The organism is Vibrio sp. E150_011 (genome assembly GCF_053544015.1).
The window spans coordinates 1-15418 of sequence record NZ_JBHFOL010000022.1 but is presented as its reverse complement, the minus strand read 5'-3'; the positions used below and the strand labels follow the sequence as shown (position 1 = coordinate 15418).

Here is a 15418-nt window from a genome sequence, read left to right as displayed (position 1 = left end):
TTGTAATCTAGATTTTCATCTAGTTTTGTATCGAATTGTAGCGGTTTTTATGCTGTTGAGGATACCTTTGTGACCAAATTTCAACACTCTTGCTAGGTACCATTTAAGTTTAAATAGATAACCAATACTGGATGTCACGTTAAATTCTTGCTGATAAAGCCATGTCCAACGTGTTTGAGATATAAACTCATAAGGGAATGGGTTTGGTTGTTCTAAGCGCGGTTGAACCGAGAGGTTTAGGCTGTGTTCGTTATCAAGTAAAATGAGGTTATTAATCATATATCGATATGACTTTTCGATATCTTTTGACTGACCATACTCGTCGACTAGCGCTACGTCGAAAAACTTGCTCAGACATTTACTCCACATGATTTGCTCTGTATGAAGTAGGCGATTTGGGCTCTGCCAATGCTGACGTTGTCCCTTTTTTTCTTTGTCGTACAGAAAAGGCAAAAACTCTTCAATATCCCATAGCGTTAGAAGGTCTTCTGTTAATCCAAAGTGGAAAAAATCAGACATAAAGTAGGGGATAGAAATACCTTTAGTTTGTTCTTTCGCATAAAACGTACTGGTAATAATTCTTTGGTTAAAAATAGAGTATTGTGCATTTCTCTTTGGGTAATTGAAAAATTCATCCACAAAGCGTGAATCATTGATGATGTTATCACTTCTAAGCTTTACCGCGTACTGAGTTTTCACCTGACGTAAGCCACTTAGTGTCGACCGTAATTGACGATTGATGTTAATACACATTGGGGAATCGTCTTGGCGATAGCCTATCACTGTGGTTCCAGGGTCTTGATTGACTAAAACCATATCAGCGTCTAACTCCCGAGTATCACTGCCTTCCCAAGTTGATAATATTATTGGACTATTTTTGAATAAACGGCGGAGCGAATGGATACTATTCGCGGTGATGTCTGGAAAAATAGGCCCCTGAATCACAAAAGTAATATCTTTTGATTCGATACGGTTTTCTGGACCGTTTTGGTATTTTGATTGGCTTTTCTGGGTCATGGTAGTTACTTCATCAAACATTAGCTTAGTGACTTTGGCTTGCCTAAGCCTCGAGCAACAGTAGCCGTGGCAGCTTTGAGTGCTCGAGAAAGACGTTTTACATCTTTTGGCGATGGTGAGGCGTTATTGAGATAAAGCCAATCTTTCAGGTCATACTCAAGTGCAAAATTGCCCCGTTTGTAAAAACGCTCTGTGACATCAAGGCCCAGTTTTTCTGGTAGGTCGATAATGATATTATTCGCCAAAAACAGAGGCCAAAATGTTCGACCTAGCCCTGCGTCATCATCGGCCTTTGCATTAATGTGTAATGGCTTGTTGAGTAACGCCCCTAACCAAGATAAACAGAGAAATTGCTCAGTAGCTGGGTATCGAACTTTATATCCTGGTTGCTGGATAAAGCGAGGCTCATTGACCAGTATATACGGCCAAATTTTTAGCAAATCTTCCGTTAAACCAAAGTCAAATAAGTCGCTTTTGTGGAAATGAACGGGCTTTCCGTAGTGGCAGCTCAGAAAAAAAGTGCTACTTGTTAACGTTCGTTGTTTAAAATAGGAAAGCTTGGGGTCTCGAGGTAGTTGGTTATATTTCTGATATAGTTCAACAAATTGTCGACCAGTGAGTACATTGTCTGTTCGAATTTTAACCGCGTATTGGGTTGTTACTCGAGACAGTCCTGCATGTGTATTGATAATCTGACGGTTGTTGTTCAGTGTAACCGGTGTATCGTCGTGATAGATAGTATTGCTGCCAGGGTCTTTCGATTCTACTAACACATCATAATCAAGCCCCTGAACTGGCTGGTTTTCCCACGTAGACAATATAATCGTTGAGGATGGAAAGTATTGGCGTATAGAGTTCAGGCATTGATGAGTGATACCTGAAATTTGTTTACGGCTTGAGCTCGCTTGAACAGGGCCTTGGACAACAAAAGTGATAGATTCATCTTGAATAATGGAAGGCATAGCAGGGGTACCGTAATCTTTGCCAGTCGACAGCGTCGACTGGCATATGACGAGTTAGTCATCAAATAAATGGCTAAGTGTTTCACTATCACGTTCTAGGTTAATAGCGACTGCAGATGGATAAGGGTTAGTGGCAGAGTAATCGTTGATTAAGTAGCGACGAGTGTGTGGTAAACCAAATAAACAACGATCCACGCGCACCCCGAACTTAGCGAGCTCTTGGGTAGTGTACTCAATCGCACTTTCTGGACGAGAAGACGTCAAGACAAGGAACAGCCCACCGTCTTTTTGCAGTTCTGCAATTTTGCGCAAGTTAGCCTCAAGTCCAGGTGTTTTCCAACCGCTTTTGGCAAATTTACTGCCATTTTTAAGTAGTACTCCATCAACATCACAAAAAACAGTGAGGTGTTTTTTACAGTAATGACGGTATTCGCGCAGTGTCCCCCAATCAAGATAATCGGTTGCAGTTTTGCGAACAAATTCTTCGTTCGACATCAGCATTTTGTAGATAACATGTGAAATATACACTTCACTTTCTGACGAAATGCTGTCAAACGTTTGGCAGAAATCATCGGCTGAACGGAAGCTATAGCCGCCACAGCAGAAGAAGTTACTGATGACTTCTTTCTCTACAATATTAGAAATCACATCAAGAGAATCAACTTCGACATAACTCTTATTTTTAGCATCGACTAATTCAATGTCATTTAGGTCTATGGTTGCAACCGAGTTGATAGGCTCTGGTGAACAAGTAAAGAGGTTGTCGCAATCCTTGATGAAGATTGAACCTTCAATATTACCTTGCTTAATCGCTTGATAAATCGTGTCGGATTGGGATGATGTTGGCTCATCCAGAATGACTAAGTCGGGTTTTACGCCACAACTTTTCTCAAAGCTCTCTAAAACCATTTCCTCTGATGTGTACTTTTCTAGGTGCTCTTTGAGACACACAACCACAACACGATCAAATACATCTAAATCGATGTTCTCGATTGATTTTTCGATCATGAGTTTGCCATCAGGCATGGTAAGCAGCCACTTTGGACGCATATTAGGGAATCGAGAGGAGCGTCCGGCGACGGGAAGAATTAACGTAAACATAGTTATCCTATTATTTTGCGCATGGTTTTTTTCATGACGTTGTTGAACCAGTCAATAGTAACATTGTCCTGTTCTTGGATATAAGGGGCAATCCGCAATATGGTTAAAGTTTCTACGACTCTCATTTCATAGAAGAAGAGTCGGTCTAGGGTTTTGAGAAAAGAGGGCATAGCATGCTCACAAAAAATCTCACCTTTAATACGAACGCTGACCTTCTCTTTTCTAAAGCTCCACCCATACTCGAAGTCTTGTATTAACTTGGCAGCATCTTGGATAGGGCTATTAATCTCGCACGTGAGGAAATCAAACAGTGCGAGTTGATTTTCTTCAGTGACCTTAAGGTTGGAGAGCGTTAAATCACCATGACACTCACCCATTGGCATCAATAGGTCTTTATTACAATATTGCTTGAACGTCGCTAGGTGTGACTCAAGATCAGGGAAAAGAGACCATTTACCTTCCAAGTTATTCGATATTTGCTCTAGCTTATCTATCACAGAGTCGACAGGATAGAGCTGGTCATCACCGAGAGCGATGCCATTGATCAGATAAAAATCCAGAGCAACTTTAAGGTTTTTTGCTACGGTTTTGGAGCCTTTGTAGGCAACTTGTTCACCACCCAAACCTTCGATATAAGGCATCATGATAGAAAGCTCATCTTCTTGATGATCAATATCCGTGACTGGGATAGCGATGATGTCGTAACTGGGTGTTTTAATCGATTTAAAACGACGTTGTTTTTGAATCGCACTCAGGTTTTTGTCAATGGCGGAATGAATCTGCTTGCGAACAAAGTACTCGCCAGACTCTTGAAGTACTTGCAGCGTCGCACCTGAATGCGACGACGCCTGTATTTTTGAGCTGATATCCATCAAAACTTAAACCCTTAAAACGAATAAAAGTAAAATAGGTGGCTATAGACCTAGGAGGTTATAGCCACACGAGGTTATTTAGGCATGTAGTTCTTATACGAAACATAATTATAAATACATGCGATCTATTGTGGTTTGTATACTACCACGATTTTCAGCCACAACCTCCAAGCTTGCTTGACGCATTGCTGATAATTGCTGGGGATGATTAAATAGCTGTTCTAATGTTGCTGCAAGCTCAGGAGCGTTGACGACAAGGGTGGCGTCTCTGGAGGTTAATACCTCCGTAATCTCATTAAAATTGAAATAGCTCGGGCCGATGAGTGTGGGCACGCCTAATGCGGCAGGCTCTAATAAATTGTGTCCGCCAACTTTGCTGCCGAGTAAGCTTCCGCCCATAAAACAAATATCTGCAGCACCAAGGATGGTCATCATTTCACCCATGGTATCGGCAAGATAGATCTGATAGTTTGCTGGCAAGCTATCGTGAACTTGGGTTCGTCGAACGGTGTCACACCCCAATTGCTGACAAAGCTCAAAGACCTGATTAAATCGTTCTGGGTGCCTAGGTATCAGTATGAGCAGGGCGTTGGGATGAGTGACTAACAAGGCCTTATGTGCCTCGATAATCAACTCATCCTCACCAAAGTGAGTACTGGCAGCGGCCCATATAGGACGGTTTCCTAGTTGTTCTTTCAACTGGCGACCATTTTGAAGAGTTATTGGATCAACTTGAATATCATACTTTATAGATCCCGTGACTGTGATTTTTGACATCGGGACACCAAGGTTATGAAACCGTATTTGGTCATCGCTATTTTGACAATAAATGCGCTGAAGGTGTGAAAACATAGAGCGAACAACCCCGTTCACTTTTTGATAGCGCTGATAAGATCGTTCAGAAAGCCTAGCATTGAGAATACTAACTGGGATCTGCGCCGTTGCTGCAGCATGCAGAGTGTTAGGCCATAGCTCTGTTTCCATTATCAACAATTGGCTAGGTTGGATAATGCGGATATAACGACGCAATGCGAACCCAAAATCTAATGGCATGTATCGGTGATGGATTAAATCACCGAGTTTTTCTGCTTGTTCTGCGCCAGTCGGTGTGGTTGTGGTTACCACAACCACAAGGGACGGATGTTGTTGTTTAATCGCCTTTATAAGGGGGGAAACCGCAATGACCTCACCAACGGAAACCGCGTGAATCCATAAGGGACCTCCGGCTTCATTGGAGCGAAGCGCCAATAAAGGCGTCACCCCAAAATGCTCTTTCCATCTAGCGCCTACCGACGGCTTTCCTGGTTTTTTTTTGTATAAACCGTAAAGAAATAAAGGCGCAATTAGTGCTAGAAGTAAAGAATAAAGGACTCGTAGCATGGTTATAGCAGCCCTTTGAATGCATCGCGTTGGTCTAATTTATACTTCTCAGGCGTTTCGAGTAAATATTGATTAACCTGATCGCTAAAGCTGACGGTATACGAATACTTAATGCTGTCATGAGACGCCAAAACATTAATCACCAATAAATACCCAACGACGACGGGTGCAATTTTTGCCATTAGATGCCCATGGCTCTCCGAGTAACGCTGAATCGCAAACATCATAGGAATCAGGGCGAATGGATAAATCAAGATTAAATGCCAATAGGAGAACGTGATTGGCGATAATGCCGCACTGACTAAAACACCAATCACCGCACCAAAGGCATAGAGTTTGAGCCATTGCGCTTTGTCTTGGATGACCGGTGTATTAGGGACGCGCTTGATGTCATTCTTGATCGACTTCCACCAATCCCAGCTTACTTTGGCCGACAACACAACGGACAAGCCGCCGATTAAGAAGATAATCCCTTTCCACAAGTACAGCGCTGCGATTCTAAGGAACTCAATACTCGTAAACCAATGAAACTCACTGTAAGCGATGACCTTGTTTGAGAAGAGTAAAGAAGCATAACGAACCCAATAAAGTAGCGCTTTTAAAACAGGATAAACGTGGACTAATCCATAACCAATATAGCGATCGCTATCATCTCTACTCAGTTCATCATTTGCTAGATATTCTTGGGAGTACGGTATCAGAGAGACCATTAGCACAACCAGCGCAGCGGTAAATCCCACCCAAGACACCTTGCCCATTTCGCGATAAAACATGTACAGCGATAAGACGGCGAGAACAGGCCACGAGTAATGAAGCTGCATCGCTAATCCGATAGATAGGATGTGTAAGAAGGTATAGATAAATGACTTACCTTCTCTCATCTTGAATGCGCTCCAAAGGTGCAGAGAAGCGAAGAAGCACAAATAAGATGGATTATAAAGAAGGCTGTCGTACAGTAACCAAGGGTTAAGCCAATACAGGGCTAAGAAAGCCAAACGCATCGGTTTATCAAAGATTTGCTTGAGCACAGAGTCGAGTAGGAACAAAGAAGCGATGCGCATTGCGAACAATAACAACACTGGCGCCCAAGGTGAGTCCCATACCAGCAATGGACCCGCCACTAACCACGTAGAAAGCGAACCAGGAACATTTCCTACCGCACTGGCACCATTACCAAAGTTCAACCACACATCAGCGTACGCACCGAGGTAGCCCTTTTCGATCATTTGCATCTGGTCGCCAAGGAGGATTTGATTGTCTGCGTAGACAAAAGCAAACCCGAGACCCAAGATGAGGCCCAGTAAGTAAAGGGCGGTGAAGTTTTTATCTAAAAAAGATTTTGATAACATGTTGAGAGTCAACGTCCTGAAGTATAAGTGAATAAAACCAAGGTCTATTAAAATACCAAGTGGTTACTGCTTGTTTCGTGTTTCTTATTTCGACATCTTAAGCTCTAAGCTCTAAGCTCTAAGCTCTAAGCTCTAAGCTCTAAGCTCTAAGCTCTAAGCTCTAAGCTCTAAGCTCTAAGCTCTAAGCTCTAGCTTCTGAGAATGTCCACACCTTATGTACGACATAGGTAATAATAGGCAAAATGAAGACAACGATAATGACACGTAGATAACTGTTAACGTCAGAAAGTATCACGTTAGAAAACAGCTCACTAATCCCTTGTGCTGCCATCAAAGAGCCAAATTGGACCAAAAAGAAGCGAGCCGCATTCCCCCAGTTTACCTTGTGCCTAAACACCAGCACAGTTTGTGCAAAATAAGAGAAAATAAAAGCGAGAGTGAATCCGCAGATATTAGCCAAAAATACATTGTCTTTGATGTAAGCCAAGAAGACAAAAGCGACGCTAATATGAATAGCGGTCGCCAGTCCGCCCGTTAAGCCGAATCGTACAATACGATATTGTAATAAGCGATTGAGCAGATCACTCACTATGCTCGCCCTTTTCTAAGGCATTCTTCTTGTCAGAAGCATCATCTTTATCGTGGTAATCGTCGCTTTCGATAATGTACGTTGGACGTCGTTTCGATTCCATATAGAGTCGACCGACATACTCACCCATCACCCCAATACCAATCAGCTGTACGCCACCAAGAAAGAGTATCACAGTGATCAGTGATGCATAACCGGGTGAATCAATGCCATAGATAAGCGTTTTAATAATGGTCAGACTGCCATAAATAAATGACAGCGCAGAAATGAATCCACCCACATAAAGCCAAATACGCAGCGGTGCGGTGCTAAAACTGGTAATGCCGTCTAAGGCAAAGTTCCACAGTTTCCAGCCGTTAAAACTGGTTTCGCCGGCTTCTCGTGCATCACGCTTATATTCAACGACTGACGTTTTAAAGCCAACCCACGAGAAAATCCCCTTCATAAAACGCTGGTTTTCAGGAAGTAACTGAATTGCATCCACTACACGTCGGTTAATTAAGCGAAAGTCACCGACATTTTCAGGAATCTCTACTTGAGCAACAGCATTGTGGAATTTATAAAAAAGCTCGGCACTTAGTTTCTTTGCCCAGGTATCCGTACTGCGATCAACACGTTTGGCAACCACAACATCAAAGCCATTTTCCCATTCTCTTAGGAAATCATGAATGAGCTCAGGAGGATCTTGTAAATCGGCGTCGATAGGAATGACCACCTCGCCTCGAGCAAGGTCAAGACCAGCGGTTAATGCCGCTTCTTTGCCGAAGTTACGCGAAAGATTCACGACACGGACGTGTTTGTCTTGCTCTTTTATCGTATTGAGAACGCTGAGTGTGTCATCTTTGCTGCCATCATTGATCAGGATAAGCTCATAGTCATACTGCGTGTCACTAAGAACTGCAGTAATACGCTCCATGAAAATGTGCAAGACCTCTTGCTCATTGTAACAAGGACAGATGATAGAAATAGTCGGCTTCTTTGTAGACATAATTTACCTAAAGAGCGTAATGAATCGCTTCGATAATTTGTTCATTTGACGGAATGTCGCCATTGGCATTCATGACTATATGGTGACGTCCATCCAGTGGCGTATAACGAAATGGCACCGTGATATAAAAGATACCCACGGTTGGCGTATACGTTGATACCGCAATATTTCGTATCCCGGTATCGGGTGCGACGACAAGCTTCGCTTTAGCAATTCTTTCAATCAGTGCGTCTAAGTCTAAGCAAGGTTGAATAGCAAAGTTATCTTGCGTCGTTAAATCAGTAAGAAAGCCTGCTTTTTCAAAGTCATTCTTACCCTCTAGGTAGACATGCTTATAGTGGGGGAGTTCCGTGGTGACTTTCTCCATCAGTTGCTTCATTTGCTCTTGTGTCAGGATCTTACGAGTCTGCGAGGCGCCATTGAAATAAAGGATCTCTGGTTGTTCACTGTCTACATACACATCATCATGCTTTGGATAGCCAAAATCTAACGGCATCTTAGGGCTATGGCCCAGCATCTTGAGCATGTCTAACATGCACTCTAACTCTGGTTGGAAATCAGAGCGAAAAACCGCGATGTTATACAGTGTGCCACGCATAATTGAGTGATATGGGAAACCAAACTTTAGCTTTGCTTGGCTAAAAAAGGTCATCCAATGTGAGCGGCTGGTCCCTGCGAGATCAAAAATAATATCTTGTTCGTCCAATTGACGAAAATCGTCCAATTGTTGTTTAACAGACATGTCTTTCTTTTGAATGCGATCGGCCATGATAATGGTGTGATCAACAAGATCAGAGGGCAAGCCATACTGATAGTTAGCAACACCCACTAGGGTAATCTCAGCATTTGGAAAAAATCGACGAGCCTCAATCAGAAAAGGGCGGGTAATGACTTGGTCGCCAAGTGCTGCATGACGAATTACGGCGATCTTCTTAATTTTCTCAGGTGAAAATTCGTTGGCGATATAGGCCTTAGCTTTTTTAGAGGCGTAAGCACCTTTTTCGTACCACAAATGCTTCATGATGGGGTTCCATTTAATTGGTTAAATTGAGCGATGACAACCTCTGGCTTCAGTTCGGTTAGGCATTTTTGATGCCCTAATGGGCATTCACGCTTGAAGCAAGGGCGACACTCGATGTCAGTATGAACCACCGCAACGTTTTGAGACAGCGGAGGCGTATAGTCTGGAGAGCTGGAACCATAGACGGCAATAATATTGCAGCCAACAGAGGCCGAGACGTGCATGAGACCAGAGTCATTACAGATAACCGTATGACAGGCGGCCAGTAAATCCACAGCTTCAATCAAACTCGTTTCCCCAGCAAGGTTAAAGCACTGTTGCTGAGCATCGGGACTAAGTTGCGTGCGAATTTTTTCAGTGACCTCTTTGTCTTTCGCTGAGCCAAATAACCACACTTGATGTCCTTGTTCGATGAGGTACTGAGCCGTCGTGGCATAATATTCATCAGGCCATCGCTTGGCTGGTCCAAATTCGGCCCCTGGGCATAAACCGATGATCGGCTTCTCCGCATTCAAGTGAAACTTGGCGAGCGTTTGGGCTTGCAGTGATGGGTCAACATATAACTGAGGGGGAGGGCAGCGTTCGAGTTGAACCTGCTGGCGCATCTCTGATTTCGAATAGGCGAGTGCGACATACCGCTCAACCATATATTGGAAGATACGCTTCTCAGGTCTTAAATCATTCAGCAGGCCGTAGCGTGATTCACCTTTCCAGCCAATACGCTTTGGTATCCCTGCAAACATTGGAATCAACGCCGACTTGGCGGAATTCGGCAGCACAAAGGCATGGGTGTAGCCTTTGCCGCGTAGAGATTTACCTAGCTGGTATCGCCCTTTTAGGTCAAATTTACCATGTCCAATAGGCATCTCGATGGCCGTCTCTATTTCCGGCATTCGCTCTAGAATAGGCTTACACCAAGCCGGTGCTAAAACATCAATCGTAGCCTGTGGATGCAACTGTTTTAGCGTAATATAGAGACTTTGCGACATCACCATATCACCGACCCATGACGGGCCTATTATGAGTATTTTCATCACGTTCAACTTAATAGGTTAACTCTTCTGACCATTCTACATTGTGTTGCACGACTTTTGCAGGGGTTCCTACCGCAATGGTACGTTCAGGGATTGCCTTAGTAACCGTAGCGTTAATACCAATAATTGCCCCATTTCCTACGGATGTGCCTTTTAATACCGTGACATTGTCAGCCAGCCAAACGCGATCACCGATACTAATATCTCTCGCAGGGTTGATGCGCTTGCCGTCAACCGTAATATCGTGGCCATCACTGGTCATTAGTTTTACATTTCTAGAAAGCATGCAGTGTGCACCGATCGTCAAGGTTGTGCCTTTTTCTCTCGCTGAGATAAAGCAACCACCGCCTATCACACTGTGTTTGCCAATGACAACGGTGCAATGCGAGCCGTCTAATTCAACGTTTACGCCTCGCAGGTTGGCGCCTTCTTCGAAAATAAGCACATTGTTATCGCCTTTTAAGGTGATATTACAATCGCGAATACGACATTTCTTATGTGCTTTGATACAAGATTCATCATCGACCCGAACCTTGTTTCGACGTCGAATCTTAAACGGCACACTCTGGGTCCCCATTTTGCCATACTTTCTAAACAGGTAATCACCTTTGATTTTACGCCATAGCCCAAATACATCGGTCTTTGGAAAAATAGCGATGCGGCGAATTTGATACGGATCTTGGTGAAATGCAAGCGGACCGGAGTTAGTCGCTACTGCGTATTGATAACCGGCATGCTGCGCGATGACTTTACTTGAATCGTCTAAGTCACCATAAGGGTAAGCAAAAGACGTGAGAGGCTTACCTAACAGGGTTTCGAGAATGTGTTTATTGTCATTAATTTCTTTTTCTTGCTCTGCAGGCGACAACGTAGAAAGCATCGGATGATGTAACGTGTGTCCACCAATCTCCACTCGACCAGAGTCTGCCAGTTGCTTTAATTGCTCCGAGTTCATTAACTCGACCCGTTTTTCTGGGTTAGCGTCGTTCTCGACATCCCAGCGATTAAACGTCTCGCCGGTCACCGCATAGACGACCGCTTTCAAATCGTATTTTTCTAATAAAGGGAGTAAGAGGGTGAGGTTATCAACATAACCATCATCAACAGTAATCATGATGTAGCGCTTTTTAGGATTAAGGCGATCAATCATTTTTAATTTGCTGAGATCTTCAAAGGTAATCGCTTCAAAGCCCATTTTTTTGATGAGCTTAAAGTGCTTCTCAAGCATGTCGACGTGCAGATAAGTCCCGTGCACCCCTTTCTGGTCATCATTATCGATAAAGCGATGGTACATGATGACAGGGATGTCTTTCTTCACTTTTTTGATGACCACATCTTGATAGATGGTTTCAAGCTGATCGGTGACATTGGCTAAGTCGTAGTTGTCTCGAATCGTACTGGAAACCTCTGGTTCACAGTGCGAGGTCGTCAGGCCAACGTCGATTTGCTGAGCGATAGCAGAAAAATCAATATCTAAATCTTTGGGTCCAATATCACCAAAATTGGTAGCCATTGCTTGTGCCACATTCGCCGGCGTTACAATACCTATGTTATTGGCTTCACCAATAGCAAGCGTAGGGCGACCACAAAGCAATGACTCCATCGCCACTCTGCCAGCACCAATGACTAAATCCGATTCATGGAGTAGCGACGCCACATCGTTGGTGTAGCCAGTAAATTCAACATCACCTTGAAAACGCTCAAAACGAGGCTCCATCGCTGAACCTGAGACCACTTTAATATGATACAGGGCAGTATCGAGGCACTCATCAAGCAGGCGATAGCATAGATCCCCTTTTGGGCCAGTAAGACGGCCAATAATGGTAATGACGGGCTTATCGTTTTTGGGAGGCGCTGAAGGGAAAAAGTGACGCGTTTCAATGCCGTTTCTAGCAACCATCATCTTATGCGACGGCACCTCAAGATCTTTACCCAATTGATTACGAATCGCCTCACACACTGGAAGCGCCTTGTCACCCATAGCATGAAACTTTTTACGGGTTCGATGTGAGGGCTGGCGACCATGCACGGTCGTTACCATAGGCGTGCCCGTCAACTTACACGCGACGTGACAACTCCAACTCGAGGCTCGAGAGTGCGCATGCACAAGCTGAATATTATGCTTCTTGATGAGATAAATTAAATAACCCACATGCCAAAAACGACGCGGCACACTGCGCTTATTAAAACGCAAAGAGAAAAAGGGACCATCATGAGGCTTGGTTAACGTGTCAGACACATAAAACACATTATGACCTCGAGCGGTTAATTCATTGCCAACCGTCGTGGCGTAGACTTCCGCTCCCGTCACTTCAAGCTGGGAGAGAGCCATAAGAATGTTCATGGTGGTATCCTTTAAAACTAAAAATGGTTCTAGGAAAGAGCGGTTCCTAGGCCCTAGATGGTGCTTGTGGTGAATATACGGAAAACCGTTGGTTGTCGTTAACTGGTGTCGTCTCTAATACACTATCCTGCAGGACCCAGGACCCAGGACCCAGGACCCAGGACCCAGGACCCAGGACCTATTTACTATTCACAATCGCCAAATACTCAGCCACACCCTCAGCAACGGTCTTAAACTCAACATCACAACCCGCTGCACGCAGTTTAGTCAAATCCGCCTGGGTAAACTCTTGATAAGCACCTTTCAAGTGATCAGGGAAAGGAATGTTTTCTATTACTCCTTTACCATGGTGCTTAATTGCAGCCTCCGCAATCGCTTCAAATGTTTCCGCATTGCCTGTACCACAGTTGAAAATACCTGAAACACCATTTTCTAAGAACCACAGGTTAACCGCCGCTACATCGCCAACATAAACGAAGTCACGTTTAAACTGAGCACTGCCTTCAAACAACTTAGGGTTCTGACCTGCGTTCATCTGATTATTCAAGTGGAAAGCCACTGATGCCATGCTGCCTTTGTGCTGCTCGCGAGGACCGTACACGTTGAAGTAACGGAAACCCGTAATCTGTGACAGCGTTTCACCGTGCGCTTCAGCGTCGGCGGTTAAACGACGTACGTAGTTATCGAACTGTTGTTTAGAGTAGCCGTACACATTCAGTGCACCCTCGTATTCACGCTCTTCTTTAAATACCGTCGTATCGCCGTAAGTGGCAGCAGAAGACGCATACAAGAACGGAATTTCACGCTCCAAACAGTAATGAAGTACTTCTTTTGAGTACTCATAGTTATTGAGCATGACATATTTGCCATCCCATTCTGTCGTCGCAGAGCACGCCCCTTCATGGAATACGGCTTCAATAGGGCCAAAATCGTCACCCGCCATGACCTGCGTTAAGAAATCATCACGATCCATATAATCGGTAATATCAAGATCAACGAGGTTTTGAAATTTACGCCCGTTTTTCAAATTGTCGACAACCAGGATATCGTTGTGGCCTGCTTGGTTTAACGCCTTGATAATGTTGCTGCCAATCATGCCAGCGCCGCCAGTTACAATGATCATAAAACTCTTCCAATTTGAATGGGATAATTGGTTTGAGTATATAAGATTTAATGCGAAGGGGGAAATGGGGGGAAGAACGGGGAAGAGCGGCCCTGGGTCCTAGGAAAAGCGATTTTAGTTCCTGGGGTTATTTTGAAGTAGGATTATTTGGAAGCAATTTAAAAATATTGAAATTAAAACTCACCACTCAACAAGAGCACTAAACCGCTCTTTCCAGGACCTAGGACCTTCTTTTGCCGCTTTTTTCCGCTTTTCCCTCCCTCTGTCAGCAAATTGTAAAAAAAATCCCATTTACAACGCTTTACACTTTCCACTAACATAGCAGTTCAGTGTGTTCAACTGAGTGCACTGAATTATCGATAATTGAGTAAAGGAATATAATCATGAAAAAAATCGCATTAGTAATGGCGATTGCAGCGGGCATGGCTAGCCCAGCGTTTGCGGAAGCAGAAGCTGGCGCAGCTGGTGCTGGTGGCGCTGCTGGTGGTGCTGCTGGCGCAGCAACAACCGGTGCTATCGCTGTTGGCGCTGCAGCTGCAGTGACAGTCGTTGCCGTTGCATCTTCGGATGACAGCACAGCAACAACAGTAACATCACCAGCCCAATAGGCTTTTGTTGTTCTAAATTAGCCTCTCTCTACGAGTTGTACAGTAGGAGAGGCTGTTTTGATTTAAAGCGGCCCTAGGGAAGAGCAGTTCCTAGTTCCTAGTGTGTCGTAGCAGAAGCTACGTTAATCGCTTGACATCACGCAACCCAAAAACATCATCCTGCAGGACCCACCCACAAGGACGTCAGTTTGAACCTTAAGCCATATCTTCTCGCGTGCGCCGTACTTTTTCTCACCGCCTGCTCGCAACGCTTTCAAGACGTGAATGCCACCATGGCTGAAGCGGTGTTTGGGGCTGACGACATTGAGTTCAATGCCGAGAACATCAATAAACTTCCCTACGCCAGCGCCTATGTTCGAATTAACGAAGGGCCACAAATTTTTATGGTTTTAGCCTTTGCTGAGCCCAACACTCAAACCGGCAAGATTCAATATAAATGGATGTCTTCAGACCGAGCTGTCATCATCACTGAATCTGGTCGCATCGTAAAAACCATCGGGCTTTACGATGGCAACCTAGCCGGCGTGTCTCGTACACAACAAACCAACACCTCTTGGCAAGTCACCTATGACTGGATGCCCAAATACCAATACGGTTACGACGGTATTGCCCTGCAAACCGAGCGTGGCGACGAGCGTCTTACGACCGCAGTGAACTCTTACGACACCCAAAAAGTCACAGAAACCGTCACATTTGATGCCATCGACGCAAAAATAGTCAACAGCTACTGGAAAGACAAAGAAACCGGCCAAGTCATCAAAAGCGTTGAACAACTAGGACCGGATATGACCACGATAGAAATCACGTTGCTGAAAGTGCCGACGGTATAGGGGGGAAAGCGGGCTTAGGGAAGAGAGGTTCCTAGTTCCTAGGGTGTCTTGGCAGAAGCTATGTTAATCGCTTGACATCACGCAACCTAAAAACATCATCCTGCAGGACCCAGGACCCAGGACCCAGGACCCAGGACCCAGGACCCAGGACCCAGGACCCAGGACCCAGGACCCAGGACCCAGGACCCAGGACCCAGGAC

General features: G+C 44.5%; 14 protein-coding genes and 1 pseudogene. 2 read left to right on the top strand and 13 right to left on the bottom strand.

The window, feature by feature from the left end:
- Positions 1-15: 15 nt before the first annotated feature.
- The 13 genes and pseudogenes from ACE1OE_RS21715 to rfaD all read right to left on the bottom strand — a co-directional run bounded on the left by ACE1OE_RS21715 (position 16) and on the right by rfaD (position 13780).
- A complete protein-coding gene (locus tag ACE1OE_RS21715) occupies positions 16-1017 on the bottom strand; it encodes a WavE lipopolysaccharide synthesis family protein (RefSeq protein ID WP_449212267.1) in 1002 nt (333 codons plus the stop codon).
- A gap of 20 nt (positions 1018-1037) precedes the next feature.
- Complete coding sequence (locus ACE1OE_RS21710) at positions 1038-1979, bottom strand: WavE lipopolysaccharide synthesis family protein (RefSeq protein WP_449212266.1); 942 nt, start codon at positions 1977-1979, stop codon at positions 1038-1040.
- Between the two features lie 54 nt (positions 1980-2033).
- Complete coding sequence (locus ACE1OE_RS21705; protein ID WP_372062975.1) at positions 2034-3080, bottom strand: hypothetical protein; 1047 nt, start codon at positions 3078-3080, stop codon at positions 2034-2036.
- A gap of 2 nt (positions 3081-3082) precedes the next feature.
- Positions 3083-3952: a phosphotransferase gene (locus ACE1OE_RS21700; protein ID WP_449212265.1), complete on the bottom strand. Its 870-nt coding sequence runs from the start codon at positions 3950-3952 to the stop codon at positions 3083-3085.
- 108 nt (positions 3953-4060) lie between these two features.
- On the bottom strand, positions 4061-5332 hold the full coding sequence (gene waaA, locus ACE1OE_RS21695; protein WP_449212264.1) for a lipid IV(A) 3-deoxy-D-manno-octulosonic acid transferase: 1272 nt from the start codon (positions 5330-5332) through the stop codon (positions 4061-4063).
- 2 nt (positions 5333-5334) lie between these two features.
- Positions 5335-6681: a 3-deoxy-D-manno-octulosonic acid transferase gene (locus ACE1OE_RS21690; protein ID WP_449212263.1), complete on the bottom strand. Its 1347-nt coding sequence runs from the start codon at positions 6679-6681 to the stop codon at positions 5335-5337.
- A 181-nt stretch (positions 6682-6862) separates the two neighbouring features.
- Entirely contained in the window at positions 6863-7270 is a 408-nt protein-coding gene (locus ACE1OE_RS21685) for a GtrA family protein (RefSeq protein WP_449212262.1), read from the bottom strand.
- Entirely contained in the window at positions 7263-8258 is a 996-nt protein-coding gene (locus ACE1OE_RS21680) for a glycosyltransferase family 2 protein (protein WP_372062970.1), read from the bottom strand. Before ACE1OE_RS21680 ends, ACE1OE_RS21685 begins: the two co-directional genes overlap by 8 nt.
- Before the next feature lie 7 nt (positions 8259-8265).
- Positions 8266-9279: a glycosyltransferase family 9 protein gene (locus ACE1OE_RS21675; RefSeq protein ID WP_449212261.1), complete on the bottom strand. Its 1014-nt coding sequence runs from the start codon at positions 9277-9279 to the stop codon at positions 8266-8268.
- Entirely contained in the window at positions 9276-10313 is a 1038-nt protein-coding gene (gene waaF / locus ACE1OE_RS21670; RefSeq protein WP_449212260.1) for a lipopolysaccharide heptosyltransferase II, read from the bottom strand. Before waaF ends, ACE1OE_RS21675 begins: the two co-directional genes overlap by 4 nt.
- 10 nt (positions 10314-10323) lie before the next feature.
- Positions 10324-10890: an acyltransferase gene (locus ACE1OE_RS21665; protein WP_449212285.1), complete on the bottom strand. Its 567-nt coding sequence runs from the start codon at positions 10888-10890 to the stop codon at positions 10324-10326.
- Positions 10891-12657, bottom strand: a pseudogene (locus ACE1OE_RS21660) (polysaccharide deacetylase family protein); the annotation flags it as partial.
- Positions 12658-12835: 178 nt separating this feature from the next.
- Positions 12836-13780: an ADP-glyceromanno-heptose 6-epimerase gene (gene rfaD / locus ACE1OE_RS21655; RefSeq protein WP_449212259.1), complete on the bottom strand. Its 945-nt coding sequence runs from the start codon at positions 13778-13780 to the stop codon at positions 12836-12838.
- A 383-nt stretch (positions 13781-14163) separates the two neighbouring features.
- Here rfaD and ACE1OE_RS21650 point away from each other — a divergent pair, with 383 nt between their 5' ends.
- Positions 14164-14388, top strand: coding sequence for a hypothetical protein (locus ACE1OE_RS21650; RefSeq protein ID WP_372062966.1), 225 nt, complete (start codon positions 14164-14166; stop codon positions 14386-14388).
- Positions 14389-14576: 188 nt separating this feature from the next.
- Complete coding sequence (locus ACE1OE_RS21645) at positions 14577-15218, top strand: YjbF family lipoprotein (RefSeq protein WP_449212258.1); 642 nt, start codon at positions 14577-14579, stop codon at positions 15216-15218.
- Positions 15219-15418 lie beyond the last annotated feature (200 nt).

What these genes read in the sequence shown, in the direction of transcription:
- ACE1OE_RS21700 (WP_449212265.1), bottom strand. Translation starts at nt 3,952, where the DNA reads ATGGATATCAGCTCAAAAATACAGGCGTCGTCGCATTCAGGTGCGACG.
- ACE1OE_RS21665 (WP_449212285.1), bottom strand. Translation starts at nt 10,890, where the DNA reads ATGGGGACCCAGAGTGTGCCGTTTAAGATTCGACGTCGAAACAAGGTT.
- rfaD (WP_449212259.1), bottom strand. Translation starts at nt 13,780, where the DNA reads ATGATCATTGTAACTGGCGGCGCTGGCATGATTGGCAGCAACATTATC.
- waaF (WP_449212260.1), bottom strand. Translation starts at nt 10,313, where the DNA reads ATGAAAATACTCATAATAGGCCCGTCATGGGTCGGTGATATGGTGATG.
- ACE1OE_RS21675 (WP_449212261.1), bottom strand. Translation starts at nt 9,279, where the DNA reads ATGAAGCATTTGTGGTACGAAAAAGGTGCTTACGCCTCTAAAAAAGCT.
- ACE1OE_RS21680 (WP_372062970.1), bottom strand. Translation starts at nt 8,258, where the DNA reads ATGTCTACAAAGAAGCCGACTATTTCTATCATCTGTCCTTGTTACAAT.
- ACE1OE_RS21705 (WP_372062975.1), bottom strand. Translation starts at nt 3,080, where the DNA reads ATGTTTACGTTAATTCTTCCCGTCGCCGGACGCTCCTCTCGATTCCCT.
- ACE1OE_RS21715 (WP_449212267.1), bottom strand. Translation starts at nt 1,017, where the DNA reads ATGACCCAGAAAAGCCAATCAAAATACCAAAACGGTCCAGAAAACCGT.
- waaA (WP_449212264.1), bottom strand. Translation starts at nt 5,332, where the DNA reads ATGCTACGAGTCCTTTATTCTTTACTTCTAGCACTAATTGCGCCTTTA.
- ACE1OE_RS21650 (WP_372062966.1), top strand. Translation starts at nt 14,164, where the DNA reads ATGAAAAAAATCGCATTAGTAATGGCGATTGCAGCGGGCATGGCTAGC.
- ACE1OE_RS21690 (WP_449212263.1), bottom strand. Translation starts at nt 6,681, where the DNA reads ATGTTATCAAAATCTTTTTTAGATAAAAACTTCACCGCCCTTTACTTA.
- ACE1OE_RS21710 (WP_449212266.1), bottom strand. Translation starts at nt 1,979, where the DNA reads ATGCCTTCCATTATTCAAGATGAATCTATCACTTTTGTTGTCCAAGGC.